Genomic DNA, 22,164 nt, shown 5'->3' on the forward strand with positions numbered 1-22,164 from the left:
TATTTTTTCCGAATTGCTATTGCTGGTTCGGCAGCGACATGAGCTTCTTGTAAGACACGCAAATCCGGGCAGATGCGACATTTTCTAGGCCGCAATGTCAGCATTGCATTTCAAGCAGCTTCGCCCATCAAGGCGGTCTTAATGAAATGACAGCAAGAAGTAAAAGTAAGTTCACTTGGAGCAGCATGTCCGGCGACCATCAGATTGTAGGAAACCGGACAAATCTGCTGTTGAGGCGGGTCATGCCGTCAGGCGGCTGTCGGCAACGTTACTTGCTGCACGAAAAAAAAACGGCTGCCGAAATGGCAGCCGTTCGCATCGGCAAGAGGGATAACGCTTAGATATTGAGCTCGTAAACGATTTTCCATTGCGCGCCTTCCTTGGCCCAGTACTGGCGCTTGCGTGTCAGGCTCTTGCTGCGGCCGACCGATGTCTCTTCGGTAAACGTGCTGACGATCATGTCGTCATGCCCCGGGTAAAAGAAATACGTCGCATCGCTCAGCTTGACCGACAAGTTCTTTACGCCGCTCATGAACGGCAGATGCCTGGCCAGCCAGGCTTTCACATCCTCTCCGCGGTCGGATTTGAACTTGCGCGAATAGTTTTCCATCACGCGCGTCGTACTCCGGCTTTCCATGTCGCGCCGCCAGTCTTCGACCAGCCTGGCTGCGGTATGCCGATCACTGTCCCATTTGGACTTGCTGACGAACTCCACGCTCTCGCTGATGACCACCGGTGTCTTGCCGATCTCGACCGAGCTGGTCAGCTGGTACAGGTCGGGATTGGTCAGCACCACGCAGCCGTCGGACGACAGCGGCGGGCGGCTATAAGTGTCCGATGGCGTGCCGTGCAGCCAGATGCCGGATCCGCTGCGGCCATGGAGCTTGTCCCATTCGTTCGGATAATTGATCGGCAAGGCGCCTGAGCCGTAAAAGTCAGGCAGCCGCGCGCCGGACAGCTGGCTGGTGATGTAGTAAATGCCGACTGGCGTTTTCTGGTCGCCCTCTTTCAGCTTGTTGACACCGAGCTTGCCCTGACTGATGTAGTAATCGGTGACGAACTTCGGACGCCCGCCATGGTTCTCGTACACGTACAGGCGCGAGCGTTTGGCGTCGACCACCAGCGCATGCTTCTGGTCCTCGCGCAATTGCAGCAGAGAACGCGGGATCAGCGCCGGGTCAGGCCGCTCGCGCAGCGACTTCAGGCGCACCATCGCTTCGTCACGCAGATTCTTGAGCTTGTCTTGCGGGCCGTCGATCGCCCCCAGGGTCTTGATGGGGCGCGTGTGCATCAGCAGCAGGTCGCCCCTGATCAGATGCCCCAGGCGGAAATTCGGATAGGCCTCGACCAGCTGGTCAGCCTTCTCCTGGGCGGTGCGCAGGTGATTGGCACCAAGCTCCTTGTACACCCCGATCAGCAGGGTTTCCGGATCCGGCTTGTTGGCGGCCAGGACATCCTGCACGGCCTGCACGGCCGAGTTCCCTGCCAATGCCGCCGGCGCCAATACGGCGCCGCCCACGGCCAGCAGCCAGGACAATATCAAAACCCGCTTGGCTCTCACGTTGATCCGGCAGTCGGTTGATTCAGAACGATACATCAGCTACCCGTGCTCTCCTGCTTGATGAGCCACTTGCCGCCATGCTTGGTCAGGGTCAGCGTCTTGCGGGTATTCGCCGTCAGACGATCGGACGCATACACCTGGCGGAATTTCACGGTGGCCGAATTGCCGTTCACCGCGACCTGCGGCGACTCGACCTTGACACTGATGCGGCCCTTGCCAGCGATGCGCGCGCGGCGATCGTCTTCCCACGCCTTGCGAGGCTGCCCGTTCGGCGTCTGGAAATCGCCGCCATAGAAATTCAGATACGACTTCACGTCTTGCGCGCTCCACGCCTTGGCCCAGCCGTGCACCGCATTCAGCACGTCGTCGCGTTCGACATTGGCGGCCGGAGTTGGTTTCGGCTCGCGCTTGACCGGTTCCGGTTTGGCGGCCTCCGGCTTGATAGCATCCTGCTTGGCGACGACGACCGGCTTAGCCGGCACCGCCACAGGCGCCGGCTTGGCCGGAGCTGCCGGGGCCGGTGTGACAGCGGCCACCTTCGGCACACTGGCGGGCGCAGCCGGAGCTGGAGCTGGAGCCGGTGTCACCTTGGCGATGGCCGGCGCGCTCGGCGCAGCAGCGGCCTTCGGCGCGCTGCCGTTGAGATTGCCGACCAGCGAGCGCACCAGCGTCAGCTTGGATTTTGCGACTGAATTAGCGGAGTCGAGCTGCAGCGCCTTGTCGTAGGCCTGGCTTGCCAGTTTCGCATGCACGTCCCCCAGGTTCTCGTATGCGGTGGCATAGCTCGGATTGGTGCGGATCGCTGCGTCAAGTGCGGCGCGCGCCTTCTCATATTGTCCTGCCGCCGCGTACAACACGGCGAGGTTGTTGTACGGCTCCGGCAGCGCCGGATAGTCCTCGGTCAGCTTGGTGAACACCGTGATCGCTTCATTCGACCTGTTCTGTTCGGTCAGGATCACGCCTTTCAGGAATCGCATCTGGGCGTCGCGCGGATTCTTGCCAAGGAATGCGTCGGCGCGGTTCAATGCTTCAGCATATTGTCCGTTCTTCACCAGCCGGGTCACATCGGCCAAATCATCCGCAAAAACGGGCGCCGCCAGCAGCGCGGCCAGCAAGCCGGACAGTGCGACAGTTTTGTTCAGGGCTGGGCGCAGATGGGTCATGCAGCGCGAGGAGAATGTCATGTTTGTCATTGATGTAATGGACGGCAGGTCGAAAGCAGTGTCTCCGGACGCCTGATCCTGCCGGTCGCCGTTGCGGCCATCCGTTCGCGGGGAATGACGCTTTCGCAATGTGATTCGCAAGAGCGGCGCCAATCCTGCACGGCCAGATTTTTGATCTGCTGCATTCTATACTTACTGGGCCAAATTCGCCATTTGGCGCCGCGTTTGTGCCTGTTCATGCAACGAAGTGGACAGGACAACAATGGCTGCACGCAGCGCAATGCCGCGCTCGGGCATTGCGCTACTCCTTGGCCAATTGTTCCGGCCTGGCCGGCTCGCCTTGCGGCTGGTCGGCAAGCTGGTAGCTGATCTGCAGCTTCGACCGTTCCGGCACAGGGGCGGCGGCGAGGTGAGATGGTGCCGGCGCCGGCGCTTGCCCGGCCACCGTGATGACACCGGCAGCCTGCGCCATCCGGTGCGCCGTTTGCGGCTCCTGCACGATCCACACTACCGTGGCCGCCACGCCGACGACGAATGCCGATCCGCCGAGCAGCGCCGCCAGCGAGCGCCGCACCACCTTCGGCCGCGAGATCGATTCCGGGGCCTGCGCCAGCACTTGTTCGGCGCGTCCCCGCCAGTCGGCGATCTGCTCGTATTTGTGCGCCATGCGCTCGATGAGCTGGCGCGCCGTCTCCTGCGCCTGCGCTTGCTCGTTTCTGCATTTTTCGCGCAGCGCCCTGGCCTTCGCCGTTGCGGCCGCGTCGGCTTCCTTCTGCCGGCGCGCAGCCTTGAGCGCGCGCTGCTCCACCTTCGCGCGCTTTTCGTTCTCCGCCCTGGCTTCGGCTTCCTCCGCCTGCCGCTGCCGGGCCAGCTCAAGCGCTTCGCGTTCGGCCTCGGCGCGCTTCTGCGCCTCGGTGCGGGCAGCATCCGCCGCACGCACCTTGTCTTCAAGGAGGGCAAGCGCCTGCTGTTCCGCCTTGGCGCGAGCCTGCTCGATGCGCGCAAGTTCGATTGCCTTGCAGGCCTTGGCCTCGGCTGCCTCGGCCGCGATGCGCTGCAGACCGGCCAGTTCCTCCGCCTTTTCCAGCATCTGCCTTTCGGCGGCAGCGCACGCTTCTGCCGCCAGTCGGGCGGCGCGGGCGGCGCGCTCACGCACCCGCGTGATCGCAGCCTGCTCTTCTTCAATTCGCGCCCGTTCCTCCGCCTCGGCGCATGCGCCCTTTTCGGACGCGAGCTGCTCCTGCGCCGCTGCCGCGGCCTTCTGCTCGGCCACGGCGCGCGCGCGTTCCGTGCGCAGTTTTTCCTGCAGGTCCTGCAGCGCGGCCTGCTCAGCATCGGCGCGCTCGCGCTCAACCTTCGCCAGCTCGATTGCTTCGCGCGCCTTGGCCTGTGCAGCCGCGGCTGCCTCGCGCTGCGCCTCGGCCTGCTCGGCAGCCTTCTCCAGCAATTGTTTTTCGGCGCTGCATTGCGCTTCGCCAGCTTCACGCGCGGCACGTTCGATATGTTCGCGCGCTTGCGCCGCCTGCGCCGCTTCCAGTTCGGCACGGGCGCGTGCTTCAGCCTCGCTTTGCGCCGCCTTTTCGGCAGCCAGTTTCTGCTGCAACGCTTCGAGCACCTGCTGTTCGGCCGTGGCCCGCTCCTGCTGCACGCGCGCCAACTCGCCCGCCTCACGCGCCTTGGCCTCGGCTGCATCGGCCGCCAGGCGCTCCTGTTCTGCTTCGCGCAATGCGTCTGCCAGCATCCGCTTTTCGGCTTCGCATTTCGCTTCGATCGCTTCGCGCGCGGCACGCTCGGCCTGTTCGCGCTCGCGCATGGCTTGCGCATGCTCGCTTTCGGCACGTGCGCGGGCTTCGGCGCATTCTTTCGCTGCCTGCTCCGAAATGCACAGCTGCTGCGCCGCTTCCAGCGCCTGCTGTTCGGCCAGCGCGCGTTCCTGCCGGGTGCGCGCCAGCTCTACGGCTTCGCGTGCCGCCGCTTCGGCTGCCGCCGCTGCCTGGCGCTCGAATTCCGCCTGCTGCTCGGCCTGTTCCAGCAGCTGTTTTTCGGCCGCATGTCTGGCTTCGATCGCCAGACGCGCCTGTCGCTCTTCCCCTTCGCGCGCGCGCAATGCCTGCGCCAACTCCTGGTCAGCGCGCTCGCGCGCTTCCGCTTCGGCGCGGGCCGCTTCGTCCGCCTGGCGCTTCTGCTCGGCGGCCAGCAGCGCACGCTGCTCGGCCTCAGCCCGCTCGCGCTCGGCGCGCGCGGCCTCGGTCAGTTCGCGCGCCTTCTTCAGCGCGATCTGGGCCGCCTTGCGCTGCGTCTCTACAGCGGTTTTGGTCTGGTCCGCGGCATGTCTGGCCGCCGTGGCCTCCGCCTCGCGCGCCAGTCGCAATTCGCGATCAGCCTGCTCGCGCGCGCGTAATGCTTCTGCCTGATCCTGTTCGGCACGCAAGCGCGCCTGCTCTTCGGCAAGCGCAGCCTGCTCGGCAGCGAGTTTTTCCTGCGCCGCCTTCAGCGCCTGCTGCGCCAGCTCGGCGCGCTCGCGCTCGATTTGCGCCTTTTGCCGTAATGCGTCAAGCGCCGCCTGCTCATCCTGGGCGCGCTCGCGCTCCACGCGCGCCAGCTCGACCGCCTCGCGCGCCTTCTCCAATGCCGCCTGGGCTGCCTTGCGCTGCAGGTCGGCACGCTCCATGGCCTTGTCGAGCGCCAGCTTGGCGGCTGCACACTCTTCTTCCTTGGCGATGCGCGCGGTCGCATCGGCCTGCTCCTGCATGCGCAGCATCTCGGTGTGGCGCTGCTCGGCAGCCACGCGCGCCTTGGCCTGCGTGCCGGCAGCTTCTTCGGCACGCACCTTGTCCTTCAACGCCGCCACGGCCCGCTGTTCGAATTCGGCCCGTTCGCGCTCCACGCGCGCCAGCTTGACTGCTTCGCGCGCCTTTTGCGCGGCTGCTTCCGCCGCCTTCTGCCGCAGTTCCGCCTGTTCGGCCGCCTTGGCATACGATTCTTCCTCGGCGGCGGCCTGCTCGGCAGCCTTCAGGGCGGCGACGCGCTCCAGTTCGACGCGCTTTTCCGCCAGCTGGGCGGCGCGCTGCTCTTCATCGCTGCGCATGCGCGCGGCTGCGGCGGCCTGCTGTTCGGCTTCGGCGCGCTGGCGCGCGTCGGCCGCTGCCTTGGCTTCCGCATTGGCGCGGGCGCGCGCTTCGGTCTCGGCCTGGTGTTCGGCCTCGACCCGCGCCAGCGCCAGCTCCTGCAATTCCCGTTCGGTGCGCACACGCGCTTCGGTCGCCTCGCGGATGCGCTCTTCGGCCTCGGCGCGCGCCTTGGCGGCTGCCGCTGCGACGGATTCCGCATGATGACGGCGCACGGCGGCTTCGCGCATTTCCGCTTCTGCATCCAGGCGCATCTTGAGCGCCTCGGCGGCCCGGCGCTCCAGTTCGATGCGGGCCTGCGCGGCCGATTCGCCTTCCTGCTCAGCCAGCGCGCGGGCGCGCGCTTCTTCCCTGGCGCGCACTTCGGCCGGCACGCGGTTCAATGCAGCCTGCAGCGCGAGTGCTTCGGCGCGCTCACGTTCGCGCGCCACTTCCAGCGCCTCGCTGCGCGCCTGGGCCAGCAATTCCGCGGTCTGGCGCGCTTCCCTTTCGCGCCGCTCCCTTTCGCGCGTCAGTTCCAGCATGCGCGCTTCGGCGCGGGCGCGCGCCTCAGCCTCTTCCTTGGCCGATTCGGCGACGGCCAGGCGTTCCACGGCCTGGCGGCGCGCCTGTTCGCTGTCCTTGGCCACCTGCTCGACGGCGGCTGTGGCACGGGCCACCAAATCAGCGTCGGCAGCCATCTGCTCGGTGGCACGCTTGCGTGCTTCTTCTTCCAGTCGGGCGCGCTCTTCCGCCAGGCGTCTGGCCTCAATATCTGTAGCGGCGCGGGCTTGCATTTCGGCGGTTTCACGCTTGGCTGCGGCAGTGAGCGCTTCGCTGGCTTCGCGCGCCTGGCGCTCTGCTTCGAGGCGTGCGCGTTGAGCGGCAATCGCCTCTTCCGATGCCTTGGCGTTCTGATGGGCTTCGGCGGCAGCGGCCGCTTCCAGGCGTGCGCGTTCCTCGGCGAGTGCGCGGGCGCGCGCTTCCGCATGGGCGCGGTTTTCGGCGGCGACCGTGGCCTTGGCTTCTGCCTCGACGCGCGCAATCGCCTCGCGAATGGATTTCAGGTCGACGCGCGCGTCGACGGCACCCGACTGTGCGGCCAAGCCGCTGTCGGACTGCTCGCCCTCCGGGGATTTGCCCTCGAGATCGCGTTTTTTGCGCATCGCCTGGTTCGTTTCCATGTTCGACTCCTGCTGTATACCGATTCCGTGGTTTTCATTGTGAACACGCTGGCCGGAATTTCTTACTTCGGGATTATCCGGAGAGTTCCGTCAAGCCAGCCCTGAAAAAGAAGGAGAAATCCCGATCACTTTGCACTTATGCGCAGGCCCAGAGTAAAGAGCCCTGCCGGCGCCGGCCACGGCAACTGTGGCGAAAGTGTCACGTTTCGATGTGCCAGCCATGCCCGTGGCGCTGTTTTTCGAGATGGAATGACTTTTATTCGCGTTGCACCGCAGTATTTCCATACAGAAACGTGACAGCTGTCGCTATACTTCGAGTGTTTGTTATAGGAAACTTGCTTTTTATATAATTTCCAGCAAGTTCCCGAGGAATCAATGCGCCCAAATCACAACAACATGAAGAGACATCAGGACGCGCAGGGAGAAATGAGGGAAGACTCCGCGCCAGCGCTAGGCGCGGATGCCGGCGCCTGCGCGGAGGAACTGGACGTGGTGCGCGGCATGTTCGGCGCCGCTTTCGCGGAGCTGGCAACACTCTACCGCAACGATGGCATGCCGCGCATCGAGTCCCTGCGCCATGCCGGCGCGGCCCGCGACTGCGCGCATGTGGCCAAGATTGCCCACGCACTCGGCGGCAGCAGCATATCGATCGGCGCCAGCGGTCTTGCCTTGCTGTGCAAGGAGCTGGAGCTGTGCGCCAAGGCGGGCGAGCTGGGCGATTTCGGCACCAGACTGGCGGCCATCGAAACCGAATATGGCCGCATCAGCCGCAAGCTGCAAGCAATGCTCCAGGCGGACACGATCGACAATGGAATGACATTCAAGCAGCAAGGATAACTATGTCTATGTTCGACGGTAGCGTACCCGACGATAACGATAGCCCGGCAAAAACCGCCCTGGTTGTCGACGACGGCCCGGTGGAGCGGCTGGCCGGCAAGGCAATGCTGGAAAAGCTGGGCTTTGCGGTGGCGACTGCAACCAGCGGCGAGGAAGCGCTGCAGCTGCTCAACGGCCAGGCCGTGGACCTGGTGCTGTGCGATATTTCCATGCCCGGCATGAGCGGCCTCGCCTTGCTGGAGGCTACGCGCGCTCACGCACGGCCTCCGCTGTTCATTATGTCGACCAGTCATGACGACGCCGAAAGCGCGCTGGCGTCCATGCGCAGCGGCGCCTACGGCTACCTGACCAAGCCGCTGCGCTTCGATTCCCTGCGCCTCACCGTGGCCGATGCAATCGCCAAATACCGGGCCGAGCAAAGCCATCTCGCACCGCAGGCCGAGACGCCACGCGACGCGCTCACCGGACTGATCAATAGGCACGAATTCACGCGCGTACTGACCGAACGCATGCAGAATACGCAGCCCGGCGCGCCGTGCGGTGCGGTACTGTTCGTCAAAATTTCAGGGCTCAACCACATCAATCATAGTTACGGTCGCGCCGAGGGGAACAAGGCGCTGCAGGCGTCGGCCCGCATCCTGTCCGGGCTGGTGCGCCAGGACGATCTGCTGGCGCGCTTCGGCGGCGACCTGTTCGCCATCCACTTCAACGGCATCGATGAAAAGCAGATGGAAGTGCGCACCGCGAGCGTGGTGGAAACCATCGAAGGCACCAAGATGGCGCTGGCCGGCGACGCGTTTTCATTGACCGTGGTAGCCGGCGGCGCCTGCGGGCAGACCGGCATGGAGCCGGAAGAACTGCTCAACCGTGCCGACTTTGCGCTCCATCTGGCGCGCGACCGCGGGCGCAAGCGCGTCCACATCTACAGCGAAGCCGACGAGGTGCACAAGCGGGAATTGTCGCGCCAGCTCAACCTGCTGGCGCAGGCGCGCGCCGCGCTGCACGACCCGAAGCGCATGGCGATGCATTACCAGCCGATCAACGATCTGGTCACCGGCAAGGTCAGCCATTATGAAGCGCTGCTGCGGCTCCTCGACGAGCATGGCAAGCCGTGCAATACCGGCGAGCTGATCAAGGTATGCGAAGTATTCGGCCTGATCGGCCAGATGGACCGCGCGGTGGTGAAAGCGACGCTGCTGGACATGACGCGCCTGCCCGGCAACGCGAACGTGGCGATCAACCTGTCGGGGCAGTCAATCGGCGACCCTGACCTGCTGCAATTCATCGAAACCGAGATGAACGCGCTGAAGGTCGATCCGGCGCGCGTCATCTTCGAGCTGACCGAAACCGCCGCCTTCCATAATGTCGATGAAGTGCGCCAGTTCGTGCGCCATATCAAGAGCCTCGGCTGCCGCTTTGCGCTCGACGATTTCGGCGTCGGATTCTCCTCGTTCTACTACATCAGGGAGCTCGACTTCGATTACCTGAAGCTGGACGGCTCCTTCATCGCCAAGCTGCCGCACAGTCCGAACGACCAGGTGTTCGTGCGCGCGATGGTGGAGATTTCGCGCGTGTTCGGCCTGGCGGTGATCGCCGAATGGGTGGAAGACCATGCGACGGCGGTGATGCTGCGCGATTTCGGCGTCGCGTTCGGACAGGGCTACCACTTCGGCAAGCCGGCGCCGCTCACCTAATTACTCCACGCGCACCACCATCAGCCCGGCGCGCAGCCCGATGCGTACATCAGGGTTGGGAAACACCACATATTCCGTCTCGGCGCCAACGCGATAGATGGCTGCGCCGTCCTGCGCGACCACCATACCCGGCTGGAATGCGGCAAAGTTCGGCGTGTCCCGGTCAAAAGCCAGGCGAAACGACTCGCTGCGCTTGACCAGTTCCTGCGCCACCTTGAACACGTGCGGCATGCCGGCGCTGGCGGGCGGCGCTCCGCCGCGCAGGAAAGCGGCGAGCGCGGCGCGCGCTGCATCGAATCGGCTCAGGTCATTGCACCCGAGCGCTGCGACCTGCCCCAGCTCGATCGTGGCGCTGGTCGCGCCGCATGCGCCGGCCGTATAGGCGCTGTAGGTGCCGGCCGGGTTTCGGTTCAGGATGGCCGCGCCAATGCCGGCGCTGCCCAGCCAGCCGAGCAGGATATGCCTGCGCGCGCCTTCAAGGACGCCGGGCAGCACGGCGAACGCCGGATAAAGTGAAGGACGGATCGCGGTATGCAGGTCGAAGTGCCATTTCTGCGTGCCCCCTTCCGCAAAAAACGAAGCGGTAGCGCGCATGATCTCGTCGGCGCGCACGGCTTCGGCCGCCGCCTGCACTGCGTCGCGATGATCCGAAAACATGCGGTTCAGGTCGGCGTCGACAAACCTCTTTTCCTGCTCAATCGCGGCCGGATTGCCGACCACAATCATCAGATCCAGCGCAAGCGCACGCGGCGTTTGCGCCAGTTCATGCAGCAGGTGTCCCAGCAATTCGATCGGCGCCGTCTCGTCGCCATGAATGCCGACCGACAGCAGCAGACGCGGCCGGCGCGGCGAATGCGTGGGCGAGGTGAGCTGCAGGATGCCACTCGCCGGCATCCGCACCGACCATCCGGCATTGCCGAAACTGCCGGCAATGCCCGAGACGTTGGCTTGTGCCAGTGCGCGTACCGCTTGCGACAGGCCGTCCACCCTCCCCCCCCGCGTCAGGCGGGGTCGGCTGCCGACGACGCAGCCTCCGACAGGGCCCACGCATCCAGCACCGCATGCTCCAGATTGGGCTCAGTGCTCGCCTGGATGGCGCCGACCTTCAGCTTGCGCATCAATGCCTCGACGACCGCCGCGGGACTGTCGGACGGCTTGCTGCCGACCGGTATCTGCTGCAGCAGGCGCATCAAGAGCCGCTGCTGGGCGCGCCGCAATGCCTGCAGGGCGTGGTCGCGCAGCGGGGCCTGCGCGGCGCTGGCCGGTGCATGCAGCAGTACGCGCTCCAGCCCGTCGATGCCGGCCTGGCGCCGCAAGGTCATGCCCAGCTGCAGGAATTGCGGCAGGCTCATGCCTTCCGGGCGCGGCACCGCGAGGCCCGCGAACAGGAAGTCTGCAATGCCTTCGAGTGCTTCCACCGTCTCGCAAGACTGTGCGAATTCAGCCGGCAGGCCTTGCACCGCAATCGTGGACAGGGTTGCCGGCGCCAGTTCGCGCATCGCCTGCGGCCGGCTGAACAGCTGCGTCAATTCCCGCAATGCGCCACTTTCGCGCAACTGCTGCTCGGGCACCGACAGCACGCCTTCCATCACCGCCTTTTGCAGCGTGCGGGTATGACGATCGACATCGATCGACACTTCGCGCGGCACTTGCAAGGCATGCGCGTCGAGCGCTGCGAACACCGGCGCCAGGTTCAGCGCGGCCCACGCCTGGGCCCATGCGCACAGCACCTCAGTTTCCTTCACGCCGCGCGCGGCGGCGATCTCGGCGACCATCACCGGGCCGCAACGGTTGACCGCTTCATTGGCCAGCACGGTGGCGAGGATCGCATTGGCCAGTGGATGCTCCAGCGGATTGCGGCTGGCCACCAGCGCCGGCGGGAAATACGGCGTGAGCAGCGTCGTTGCCCACGGCTGCTGGGTGAGCGGCAGTTCGGCCAGGATGCGCTTGTAGCGATTCTTCACGTGGGCCAGCACGACCGCGAGTTCCGGCGCGGTAAGGCCCTGCCCTTTCGCCTTGCGTTCGGACAGTTCGGACGCGGAGGGCAGCTGTTCCAGCTTGCGCGAAATCACGCCTTCCGCCTCCAGCTTCGCAATCAGTGCCGCGTAGCTGTCCTGCACCGCACTGTCGCCCTGCGCCTGCGTTTCGCGCGTCAGCAGATGGGTTTGCAATGTATTGTCACGCAAGACCAGCGACACGATGTCCGGCGTGATCTCTGTCAGCAGGCGGTTGCGTTCTTCCTGGTTCAGGATGCCGGCGTTGACCTCGGTGTCGAGCCAGATTTTGACATTAACCTCGTGGTCGGAGCAATCCACGCCGGCCGAGTTGTCGATCGCGTCGGTGAAGATGTGGCCGCCCTTCAGTGCGTATTCGATGCGGCCAGCCTGGGTCGCGCCGAGGTTGCCGCCTTCGGCGACCACCTTGCAGCGCAATTCTGCACCGTCGACGCGGATGGCGTCGTTGGCGCGGTCCTTCACCTGCTCGTTGGTCTCGGTCGAGGCCTTGATGTAGGTGCCGATGCCGCCGTTATAGAACAGGTCGGCCGGTGCCATCAGGATGGCGTGCATCAATTCGTCCGGCGTCACGCTAGATGCCGCAATGCCCAGCGCGGCGCGCGCCTCCGGCGCCAGTTCGATTGCACGCGCTGTGCGCGGCCATACGCCGCCGCCGGCCGAAATCAGGCTCTTGTCGTAGTCGTCCCATGAGGAGCGCGGCAGCGCGAACAGGCGCTGGCGTTCCGCCAGCGAACGCGCCGGATCGGGGTTGGGATCGACGAAGATGTGGCGATGGTCGAAGGCCGCCACCAGCTTCATCTGGTTCGACAGCAGCATGCCGTTGCCGAACACGTCGCCCGACATGTCGCCCACGCCGACGGCCGTGATCGGCGTCGTGTTCAGGTCGTGGCCGAGTTCGTAGAAATGGCGCTTGACCGCTTCCCAGGCGCCCTTGGCGGTGATGCCTAGCTTTTTGTGGTCATAGCCGTTGGAGCCGCCGGACGCGAACGCGTCGCCCAGCCAGAAGCCGCGCTTGACCGCGATGCCGTTGGCGATGTCGGAGAAGGTCGCGGTGCCCTTGTCGGCCGCCACCACCAGGTAGGGATCGGGGTCGTCATAGCAGACCGTCTCCACCGGGCGCACGACTTCGCCGCGCACGCGGTTGTCGGTTACGTCCAGCAGGCCGGCGATGAACTGGCGGTACACTGCCTCGCCCTCGACCGCGATCACGTCGCGCGTCGCATCCTTGGGCATCATCTTGCACACGAAGCCGCCCTTGGCGCCGACTGGCACGATCACCGCATTCTTGACCATCTGCGCCTTCACCAGGCCCAGCACCTCGGTGCGGTAATCCTCCATGCGGTCGGACCAGCGCAGGCCGCCGCGCGCCACCGGGCCGCCGCGCAGGTGCACGCCCTCGAAGCGGCGCGCGAACACGAAGATTTCGCGGTACGGACGCGGCTGCGGCAGCAGCGCAAGCTGGCTGCTGTCGAACTTGAAGATGATGGTGTCACCAGCCTGCGTGCTCTGGAAGTAAGACGTGCGCAGGGTCGCCAGCATCAGCGAGGCGATGCTGGCAAGGATGTTTTCGGTGTCCGCATGATTCACCTCCGACAGGCGCTGCCTGAACGACGACAGCGTCGCCGTGCCGAAGGCGCGCTGTTCGGCGGAGAGCGTCGGATCGAAGCGCGCGGTGAAGCTTTCCACCAGCGTGCGCACCAGCGCCGGCTGGGTCTTCAGGCGCTCGGCGATATAGCGCAGGCTGAACTTGCAGCCGGCCTGGCGCCAGTAGCTGGCGTAGGCGCGAATCAGCTGCACCTCGCGCATGCGCAGGCCGGCGTCGATCACCAGCGCATTCATGCGGCCATCCTCGGCTTCGTCGTTGAAGAGCGCCTCGAACAGTTCCTGCGCCACCTGCGCCACCTGCGGCTGCGCCAGTTTCATGGCGCTTTGCGCGTCGACCGACAGGCTGGTGACGAAATAGCGGGAGCCGTCGGCGGCCGGGATCGCGTGGGTGCGTTCGCGCCCGATGGCCACGCCGGCGTTCTGCAGCGCCGGTAGGATGGTCGACAGCGCCGGCACCGTATTGACCGAATGCAGGCGGATGCTGACGGCTTCGGCTGCGCTGACTTCGATGCGCACTTTCACGCGCGACGGCTGCGGATTGGACAGGAGTGTGCACAAGTCGCGGTAAGCCACCTGCGCCGTCGCGGATGCGATGTAGTCGGTCGGAAGGATCAGTTCCATCTTACGCAGCGCCTGACGCAGCGCCGCGTCCTCGGTGCCATCGACCAGGCTCTCGAAACTGCTGTGCCAGCCCTCCAGCGCCACCTGCATCGGCTGCTGGATGCCGGCGTCCAGTTCCAGCGCCATGTCGGCGCCGGTCGCGATCAGGTACAGGCGCGCCAGCGGCCCGTCCGACAGCAGCGTCTGGGCACGTACGTCGCTCGCGCCGGAGATGGTGCGCAGGGTCTGCGCCAGGTGATCAGCCAGGCTGCCGCTGTAGCGCTCGCGCGGCATGTAGATCAGCACGTTCAGATGGCGTCCGTACACGTCGCGCCGCGCAAACACCTTCGCGCGCGGCTGCTTGTACAAGGCCACCACCGCACCGCATACCTCGGCCAGCCATGCCGGCTCGGCTTCCAGCAGTTCGGTGCGCGGCAGGGATTCCAGGATTTCCAGGAACTTCTCGGCGCGGAAACCTTCCGAGCGCACGCCTGCCAGCGACAGCACCTGCTTGATGCGGCCGCGTGCGAACGGCAGTTGCGGGAAGGTGCTGAAAGTGGCAGTGCGCGAGAACAGGCCGACGAAGCAGTGCTCGCCGAGGACCTCGCCCTGGCTGCCGGTGTCGCGCACGCCGATGAAGTCGAGCTGCTGGTCGCGGTGCAGCGTCGACTGCACGTCTGCCTTCACCACCGACAACGTATCCTTGCGCGCGGCCAGCGTGTCGAAGTCGCCCGGAATGCCAGCCAGGCAGTCGCCGTATACCGGGTGATTCCTGTCTTCCAGCACGCCGAGCGCGCTGCCGGGCGTGCGGACCAGTTCGCGCTGGCCAGCCTGCACCTGATAGCGCGCATAGCCGAACAGCTCGAAGCCGCCGTTCTTCGCCCACTCCAGGAAAGCAGCCACCTCCTGATCGTCAACCCCGCCTGCCTGGGCAACGGCGCCGGCCGCGACCTCGGACAGCTTGGCGCGCAAGGCGGCCGCGTCGTGGCGCACGGTCGCGGCATCATTGGCGGCCATGCGTATGTTGGCGAGCAAGGTATCCAGGTCCGCCTGGCCCGGCTGCTCCGCCAGCAGGCACAGCACCCAGGATTCGGCCGGCGCGCCGCCATTACCCACTCTAGCCACCCCGGCGACGCTGCCGTCGGCGGCGCGCTGCACCGACAGCACAGCGTTGAGCACGGCGCGCGACGGCACGCGCAGCTTGCGCAGCGCCAGCACCATCGAATCGACCAGGAACGGCATGTCTTCGTTGAGGATCAGCAGCGCGGTGCCCTGCCCGCCACGGCCGTCCGCATACGGCAGCTGCTCGATGCGGCAGCCTTCCTGCGGCGTCCATTTCGCCAGCCGGGAAAAGCCCTCCCACAGCGGCGAGGCCAGGCTTTGTGGCGCGATGCCCGCCAGGTCTTCATCTTCGATCGAATCGAGCCAGGTGGCGATCAGCGCCTCGACCTGGGCCCGGTCGCCTGTGGCCGACTGACCGGCTTCAGCCAACGCAAGTTGCAGCGCCTGGGAACGTAGGTCTTGTTGTTTCATAGGTTCTCCATTGAAATGGTATTCGTCTGCGCCGATTCGGCCGACCGAACAAAAAGGGAAAACCGTCAACACGCATTGGCAGGCCTTTCCTTGTTGCTCGGGCGGCGTCATTCGACCGATTCATCTTAAGGCGGCTTTCACCGATGAATATTTTTTTATTTATGCAAAGCTCCGAACTTATTCGCAGGCCAATTTGCAGCTCAACAAGCAATGCGGACGGCCCAGCCGCAGTCATTTCCTCTTAACTATCAATATATTGCATTCCTTCTCCAGCGCAATCTCTACGCTTGAGCGGAGCAAAAAAGAACGAAAAAAGCCCCGTGCAAACGGGGCAGTAAACGAGGGACAACGGCCGGGTCAGCGCTGGAATTCGTACAGCCCTGGCAATCCCAGGATTGTTGTCAGTTCGTCCAGGGTCGCATGGATCTCGTCTGCCAAGGCTGGATCGGCCAAGTCGTCCGGCGCCAGGCGGTCGCGATAGTGCTTTTCGACCCATGCCACCAATCGCGCATGCAAGGCGTCAGTCATGATGACACCCTGATGCATGGCGACCGCTTCCGCCTCGGTCAGCACCACGCGCAGGCGCAGGCAGGCCGGACCGCCGCCGTTGCGCATGCTCTGGCGCAAGTCGAAGCTGATCAGCTCGTCGATCGGACCGCCGCTGGCGACCAATCCTTGCAGGTAGCGCGCGACGGCCTGGTTTTCGCGGCATTCCTGCGGCACCACCAGCGCCATCTTCCCGTCCGGCCTGGACAGCAGCTGGCTGTTGAACAGATAGCTCGACACCGCGTCCGCCAGCGATACCTCGGCGGCGTCGACGCGTACCGGTTGCAGCGACGTCCCCGTCGCCGCCAGCGCCTGGCGCAGCTGGTCCAGAACGCTCTTCTCGTCGAGAAAAGCGTTCTGGTGGTAGAACAGCACGTTGCCGCTGCCGACCGCGATCACGTCGTTGTGGAACACGCCGCAGTCGATCGTCTCCGGTGCCTGCTGCGCATACACCGTGCGCCGCCCGTCCAGCCCATGCAGGCGCGCCACGGCTTGGCTGGCTTCGAGCGTCTGGCGCGCCGGAAAGCGCCTCGGCGCAGGCGCGTTAGGATCGAATTCGACGCGGCCGTAGACGAACATCTCGACGCCCGGCGCGCCGTGGTTTGCGCACAGCCGGGTATGGTTGGCCGCGCCTTCGTCGCCGAACGCCGGGGTCGACGGCAGCGCCTCGTGCACCACGAAATGCGCCTCGTCCCCAAACACGGCGCGCAGGGTGCGCCCGGTCTGGACGTGCTCGTACGAGCGGTGCAGCTTGTTATTGAGATTGGCCACCGTGAAATGCGTGCGTGCGTCGGCGGTATCGGCACAGGGGCTGACTGTGCAGGCATTGGCCGTCCACATCGGCGACGCCGAGTACGCGCAGGCCAGGATCGCCGGCGCTTCCTTGTGGGCGCGCGCGATGACCTCGGCATCGCTGCCGCCGAACCCGATGTTGCGCAGCAGCCTGAAGTTTGGCCGGTGATGCGGCGGCAGCAGCGCCTGCGCGAAGCTGCGTGAGGCCAGCACGCGCATCTTTTCCAGCCCCTGCAGCGCGGCTTGCTTCGGGTTGGACACGCTCTTGACGTTATTGAACGACGCCACGTTGCCGAAGGACAGGCCGGCATAGTTGTGCGACGGCCCGACCAGGCCGTCGAAGTTGAACTCGCGTGCAGTTGTCATGATTGGCTTCATGCTAAAAACTCAAACCCGGCGAAAGCTGCTGCGGCATCTCCAGCGCGCCGCTCTCGATCGAGGCCACCGGATACGCGCAATAATCGGCCGCGTAATAGGCGCTCGGCCGGTGGTTGCCCGACTTGCCGATCCCGCCGAACGGCGCCGTGCTGGCGGCGCCCGTGGTTGGCCGGTTCCAGTTGACGATGCCGGCGCGCGCCTGGACCAGGAACTGCTGCCATAGCCGCTCGTCATCGCTCAGCAGGCCGGCGGCAAGCCCGTATTCAGTTGCGTTCGCAGCGCGCATGGCCGATGCGAAATCGGGTGCGCGTATCACCTGCAGCAGCGGGCCGAACCATTCCTCGTCCGGGATATCGCGCGCCTCGCTGACATCGACGATGCCCGGCGATACGAAGCCCGTGCCCTGTGCCAGATGGCGCATCGCCAGCAGCGGCCTGCCGCCGCGCGCGATCAGGTCATCCTGCACCTGCAGCAATTCCGCCGCGGCCCGCGCCGACACGACCGGCCCTATGAACGGCGCCGGATCCTCGTCGAAGCGGCCGATGCGGATGGCGGCCGCCACTTCCAGCAGGCGGGCGATCAAGGCCTGGCCTTGCGCGGAATCTTCGACGATCAGCCGCCGCGCGCAGGTGCAGCGCTGGCCGGCGCTGACGAAGGCGGAAAAGATGATGTGGTGGACTGCCGCGTCGAGATTGCCGGTATGCCAGGCCAGCAGCGGATTGTTGCCGCCCATTTCCAGCGCCAGCATCTTGCTCGGCTGGCCGGCGAATTGCCGATGCAGCAAGGCGCCGGTGCGATAGCTGCCGGTAAACAAGATGCCGTCCAGCGCCCCGTTCTGCGCCAGCGCGGCGCCGGTGTCGCGCGCGCCGTTCACGAGGTTCAGCACGCCCGGAGGCAGGCCGGCCTCGATCCACAGTTCGACAGTGCGGATCGCCGTTTGCGGCGCGTATTCGCTTGGCTTGAACACGATGGTGTTGCCGGCGATGAGCGCCGGCACGATATGCCCGTTCGGCAGATGGCCGGGAAAATTGTAGGGGCCGAACACGCCCATCACGCCGTGCGGGCGATGCCGCAGTACCGCATTGCCGTCGGCCACACGGGACAGCGATTCGCCGGTACGCGCGTGATACGCCTGCACCGAGATATCGACCTTGTTCGCCATCGACGCGATTTCGGTACGCGCTTCCCACAGCGGCTTGCCGACTTCAAGCGAGATCAGGCGGGCCAGCTCCTCGCCGTGGTGCTTGAGCAGGTCGCGAAAACGCCCGCAGATGGCGATGCGCCGGTCGGGCGCCGTCCGCGCCCAGGCACCGAAGGCATCGCGCGCTGCATCGCACGCGGCAGCGACTTCCCGCTGCGTCGCCGCGCAACCCGACCAGATTTGGCGGCCGCTGGCCGGATCGCAGGCCGTCAGCGGCGCGCCTTCGCCCGCGATCCAGCTTCCGTTGATGTAATGATTAGGCATGGGGATTCTTTTTCGGAGTGAGTGACATGATGCGAACCGCGTCGCCGGGACGGCAAGCCAGCACCGCCTGCTGATCGGATGACAGCGTCATGCGGCCATCGGCGGCGGCGAGCGGCGCGGCAATCACGCGGAAGCCTCCCAGCGCCGTATTGGCCACCAGCGCCGGCGGCCCGGCCTCGGACGACGGCTCGCCGCTTTGCACGATGGCCAGTTCGCTGTCGCGCAGGGCGCGCAGCTCGGACACGCGCGCCTGCAGCACCGGGCCGGCGTCGAAGATATCGACGTAGCCTTCGTAATGCATGCCTTCCTGTTCCAGCAGCCGGCGCGCCGGTGCAGTATCGACATGCACCATGCCGATCACGTCCTGCGCTTCCTGCGGCAGGTAGGCGACGTACAGCGGATGACGCGGCATCAGCTCGGCGATGAAGGATTTCTTGCCGAGGCTGGTGAGGTCGTCGGCGCGGCTGAAGTCCATCCTGAAGAAATGGCGCCCCAGGCACTCCCAGAACGGCGAGGTGCCGTCGGCGCGCTGGAAGCCGCGCATCTCCGCGATCAGCTTTTCCGGGAACAGGTGTGCAAACTGCGCGATGAACATGAAGCGGCTCTTGGACAGCAGCTTGCCGTTGCTGCCGCTGCGGTAATCCGGATGCAGGAACAGCGAGCACAATTCGGCGCAGCCGGTCAGGTCGTTCGACAAGTAGAGCGTGTCCATGCGGGTGAACACTTTCAGTTCCTTGCTGGAGTGGACCAGGGTGCCGATGCGGTAGTTATAGAACGGCTCGTCCAGCCCGACCGCCGCCTTGATCGCGCAGACGCCGGCCAGCCTGTTGTTGGCCGTATCGTCCATCACGAACACATAGTCGCGCTGCTGTATGGGGATGCGCTCGGCAAACGAGGCGCACGCCGTTTCCACGCGCTGGGCCAGGCTGTCGCGGTCCGGCTTGAGCGTCGTCATGCCTGAGCCGACCTGCGCCGCCAGGCTCAGCAAGCCGTCGATATCCTGTTCCACAATCGCGCGCACCACGAGCATCGCCTGCCTCACAATTCCACACACAACACGGCGTCGCCGTCGGCCACGTCCAGCGCGCGCCTGGCGTCTGCCGGCAAGGACACCTGCCCGGACCACTCCGGGCTGGAACATTCGATCACCGTCGCCCGGAACTTCTCTTCGCGCATGGCGGCGACCAGATAGGCGCTGGGCGGCGCTTCGCCGGCGCCGCCCGCGTCCGCAACCTGGCACCGCATCGATGCCGAGAACGAGCGCAGCGCATTCCGGCGCGCACGCAGGACCGGCCCGCCGTCGAAGATGTCGATGTACTCGTCCGGCACGAAACCTTCGCCCGACAGGATGCGGAACGGCAGCTCGCCCTCCGCGTGCACCCGCCCCATCGCCGCCTGCGCCTCGGCCGGCAACAGCGGCACGTAGACCGGGTAATGCGGCATCAGTTCGACGATCAGCGTGCGGTTGCGCGCCCCTTCGATCATGCGCTCCGCTTCCAGGAAATCCATCTGGAAGAATTTGCGGCCCAGCGCTTCCCAGAACGGCGAGCGCAGGCCGGCGTCGGTGATGCCGGGCATCGCCGCGAAGAATTTGTCGCCGAACCGGTGCGGCGCGACCGCCGCGAACAGCAGCCGCGCGCGCGACAGCAGGCTGGCCTGTGGCCACGCACGGTTGCGTTCGCACAGGAAAAAGCCCGACAGCTGCGAATAGCCGGACAAGTCCGAGCACAGCGTGAGTGTATGCACGTTGTGACTGATATCGAGGTCGCGCGAAACCTGCTGCAGCACGTCATTGCGAAACGCGAAGAAGGCGCCGTGTGCGCCAGCCGTGGCCGATATCGCCGCGGCGCCGGCAAGCGGCTTGCCCGCGTGCGACTCAAGCACGAAAAAATAGGACTCATCTCCCGGCATTTCCGGGCACGAAGCGAACGATGCGATGGAGCGCACGACCGCGCGCTCGATCGCCTTGCGCGTCCTGGGCAGAGTGTGCACGCCGTGCATGGCGATCCCGGCCAACGCCTCAAGCGCCGGAATATCCGATGTTTCCGCGGGCCGCACGACGAACATGGCGCCTCCATCTGAATTGTTCGTACCTCCTGCCGGGAGGAGGCAATTCGTACTTTACTGCGCGGCAGCCAGATCCGCATCCGCCGCGCGCCGCGCCCTCAAAAGTCGAAGCTGACGCCCTGCGCCAGCGGCAAGGCATGACTGTAATTGACGGTATTGGTGGCGCGCCGCATATACGCCTTCCAGGCGTCGGAACCGGACTCGCGCCCGCCGCCGCTCTCCTTTTCGCCACCGAACGCGCCGCCGATCTCGGCGCCGCTCGGACCGATGTTGACATTGGCAATGCCGCAGTCGCTGCCGAGCGTGGACATGAACAGTTCCGCTTCGCGCATGTCGGTCGTGAAGATGGACGACGACAAGCCCTGCGGCACCGCGTTGTTCCAGGCGATTGCCTGCTCCAGCTTTTGATAGCGCACTACGTACAGGATCGGCGCGAAGGTTTCATGATGCATCACCTCGGTCTGGTCCGGCATCTCCGCCAGCGCCGGACGCGCGTAGAAGCCGCTGGGGCATCCGGGCACGTCGAGGCGCTCGCCGCCGCAGACCTGCCCCTGCTGTGCGCGTGCCCTGGCAAGGGCATTCTGCATGGCGTCGAACGCGGCGCCATCGATCAGCGGCCCGACCAGCGTCCCCGATTTCAGCGGATCGCCGACAGGCAGCGCGGCATACACTTTCCGCAGGCGAGCCAGCAGCGTGTCGTAGACGCCTTCATGCACGAACAGCCGGCGCAAGGACGTGCAGCGCTGCCCCGCCGTTCCCACCGCAGAAAAGACAATCGCGCGCGCGGCCAGCTCCAGGTCGGCGCTGGGTGCGACGATCATGGCGTTATTGCCGCCGAGTTCAAGAATGGTGCGTGCCAGCCGCTGCGCGCAAGCCTGTGCCACCGCGCGCCCCATGCGCGTGCTGCCGGTGGCGCTGATCAGGCCCACCCTCGCATCGTCGACCAGCTCCTGGCCGCGTTCATGCCCGCCAATGATCAGTTCCGACAAGCCCTGCGGCGCGTCGCTGCCGAAGCGCGCCATCGCCTTTGTAAACAATGCCTGCACCGCGATGGCTGTCAGCGGCGTTTTTTCCGACGGTTTCCATACCACGCTGTTGCCGCAGACAAAGGCCAACGCGGCATTCCATGACCAGACCGCGACCGGAAAGTTAAAGGCGGAGATCACGCCGACCACCCCGAGCGGATGCCAGGTTTCCATCATGCGGTGGCCGGGACGTTCCGACGCGATCGTGAGGCCGTAGAGCTGGCGCGACAAGCCGACCGCGAAATCGCAGATATCGATCATTTCCTGCACTTCGCCCCCCCCCTCCTGCAGGATCTTGCCGGATTCCAGCGTCACCAGCCGGCCGAGCGCTTCCTTGCTCGCGCGCAGCTCGTCGCCGAACAGGCGGATCAGTTCGCCGCGGCGCGGCGCCGGGACGCAGCGCCATTGCTCGAAAGCCCGCTGCGCGCGGCCGATCTTTTCTGCCACCTGGTGGGGCGTATCGGCATGCAGACTGGCCAGCGTGTCGCCGGTGATCGGTGTCGTGCAATGCAGATCCCGCCCATGCCAGGAGGACAGATCGGCCCCTAGTTGCGCCAGCAGATGCGTCACGGATTCCATGGTTGCGCTCCTT

The 22,164-nt window shown here is 65.6% G+C and carries 12 protein-coding genes; 2 read left to right on the forward strand and 10 right to left on the reverse strand.

All coding sequences use genetic code 11. The features are described from left to right. Positions 1-337: 337 nt before the first annotated feature. From TSA66_RS09260 to TSA66_RS25480, 3 genes are all read right to left on the reverse strand, one after another. Entirely contained in the window at positions 338-1,597 is a 1,260-nt protein-coding gene (locus tag TSA66_RS09260) for a L,D-transpeptidase family protein (protein WP_084199442.1), read from the reverse strand. Next, on the reverse strand, positions 1,597-2,745 hold the full coding sequence (locus TSA66_RS09265; RefSeq protein ID WP_040042374.1) for a nuclear transport factor 2 family protein: 1,149 nt from the start codon (positions 2,743-2,745) through the stop codon (positions 1,597-1,599). Before TSA66_RS09265 ends, TSA66_RS09260 begins: the two co-directional genes overlap by 1 nt. Before the next feature lie 280 nt (positions 2,746-3,025). Beyond that, positions 3,026-7,015 carry a hypothetical protein gene (locus TSA66_RS25480; RefSeq protein ID WP_052452198.1) on the reverse strand — a complete coding sequence of 1,330 codons (3,990 nt, stop codon included), beginning with the start codon at positions 7,013-7,015 and terminating at the stop codon, positions 3,026-3,028. 396 nt (positions 7,016-7,411) lie between these two features. Between TSA66_RS25480 and TSA66_RS09285 the strand changes: the two genes are divergently transcribed. Beyond that, positions 7,412-7,852, forward strand: a complete 441-nt coding sequence (locus tag TSA66_RS09285; protein WP_157691641.1) for an Hpt domain-containing protein — start codon at positions 7,412-7,414, stop codon at positions 7,850-7,852. A gap of 2 nt (positions 7,853-7,854) precedes the next feature. Beyond that, the gene (locus tag TSA66_RS09290) at positions 7,855-9,546 is read left to right on the forward strand and encodes a putative bifunctional diguanylate cyclase/phosphodiesterase (protein WP_040039793.1); all 1,692 of its coding nucleotides are present in this window, start codon (positions 7,855-7,857) and stop codon (positions 9,544-9,546) included. Here the strand turns inward: TSA66_RS09290 and TSA66_RS09295 are convergent, their stop codons facing one another. From TSA66_RS09295 to amaB, 7 genes are all read right to left on the reverse strand, one after another. Then, a complete protein-coding gene (locus TSA66_RS09295; RefSeq protein WP_040039794.1) occupies positions 9,547-10,533 on the reverse strand; it encodes a succinylglutamate desuccinylase in 987 nt (328 codons plus the stop codon). A 14-nt stretch (positions 10,534-10,547) separates the two neighbouring features. Beyond that, positions 10,548-15,299: an NAD-glutamate dehydrogenase domain-containing protein gene (locus tag TSA66_RS09300; protein ID WP_040039795.1), complete on the reverse strand. Its 4,752-nt coding sequence runs from the start codon at positions 15,297-15,299 to the stop codon at positions 10,548-10,550. A gap of 357 nt (positions 15,300-15,656) precedes the next feature. Beyond that, positions 15,657-17,003, reverse strand: coding sequence for an N-succinylarginine dihydrolase (gene astB, locus TSA66_RS09305; RefSeq protein ID WP_040042378.1), 1,347 nt, complete (start codon positions 17,001-17,003; stop codon positions 15,657-15,659). A 13-nt stretch (positions 17,004-17,016) separates the two neighbouring features. Then, positions 17,017-18,480, reverse strand: coding sequence for a succinylglutamate-semialdehyde dehydrogenase (gene astD, locus TSA66_RS09310; protein WP_040039796.1), 1,464 nt, complete (start codon positions 18,478-18,480; stop codon positions 17,017-17,019). Beyond that, complete coding sequence (astA, locus tag TSA66_RS09315; protein WP_040039797.1) at positions 18,473-19,510, reverse strand: arginine N-succinyltransferase; 1,038 nt, start codon at positions 19,508-19,510, stop codon at positions 18,473-18,475. Before astA ends, astD begins: the two co-directional genes overlap by 8 nt. A gap of 8 nt (positions 19,511-19,518) precedes the next feature. Continuing rightward, complete coding sequence (locus TSA66_RS09320) at positions 19,519-20,547, reverse strand: arginine N-succinyltransferase (protein ID WP_040039798.1); 1,029 nt, start codon at positions 20,545-20,547, stop codon at positions 19,519-19,521. Between the two features lie 98 nt (positions 20,548-20,645). Further along, on the reverse strand, positions 20,646-22,151 hold the full coding sequence (amaB, locus tag TSA66_RS09325; RefSeq protein WP_040039799.1) for an L-piperidine-6-carboxylate dehydrogenase: 1,506 nt from the start codon (positions 22,149-22,151) through the stop codon (positions 20,646-20,648). Positions 22,152-22,164: the final 13 nt, after the last annotated feature.

Origin of the sequence: Noviherbaspirillum autotrophicum (genome assembly GCF_000818395.1) — a bacterium.
Lineage (GTDB): Bacteria > Pseudomonadota > Gammaproteobacteria > Burkholderiales > Burkholderiaceae_D > Noviherbaspirillum > Noviherbaspirillum autotrophicum.

Excerpts from the sequence above, each read along its gene's own strand:
- TSA66_RS09320 (WP_040039798.1), bottom strand. The coding sequence starts at position 20,547 with ATGTTCGTCGTGCGGCCCGCGGAAACATCGGATATTCCGGCGCTTGAG.
- astA (WP_040039797.1), bottom strand. The coding sequence starts at position 19,510 with ATGCTCGTGGTGCGCGCGATTGTGGAACAGGATATCGACGGCTTGCTG.
- TSA66_RS09300 (WP_040039795.1), bottom strand. The coding sequence starts at position 15,299 with ATGAAACAACAAGACCTACGTTCCCAGGCGCTGCAACTTGCGTTGGCT.
- TSA66_RS09285 (WP_157691641.1), top strand. The coding sequence starts at position 7,412 with ATGAAGAGACATCAGGACGCGCAGGGAGAAATGAGGGAAGACTCCGCG.
- TSA66_RS09260 (WP_084199442.1), bottom strand. The coding sequence starts at position 1,597 with ATGTATCGTTCTGAATCAACCGACTGCCGGATCAACGTGAGAGCCAAG.
- astD (WP_040039796.1), bottom strand. The coding sequence starts at position 18,480 with ATGCCTAATCATTACATCAACGGAAGCTGGATCGCGGGCGAAGGCGCG.
- TSA66_RS25480 (WP_052452198.1), bottom strand. The coding sequence starts at position 7,015 with ATGGAAACGAACCAGGCGATGCGCAAAAAACGCGATCTCGAGGGCAAA.
- amaB (WP_040039799.1), bottom strand. The coding sequence starts at position 22,151 with ATGGAATCCGTGACGCATCTGCTGGCGCAACTAGGGGCCGATCTGTCC.
- astB (WP_040042378.1), bottom strand. The coding sequence starts at position 17,003 with ATGACAACTGCACGCGAGTTCAACTTCGACGGCCTGGTCGGGCCGTCG.
- TSA66_RS09265 (WP_040042374.1), bottom strand. The coding sequence starts at position 2,745 with ATGACATTCTCCTCGCGCTGCATGACCCATCTGCGCCCAGCCCTGAAC.
- TSA66_RS09290 (WP_040039793.1), top strand. The coding sequence starts at position 7,855 with ATGTCTATGTTCGACGGTAGCGTACCCGACGATAACGATAGCCCGGCA.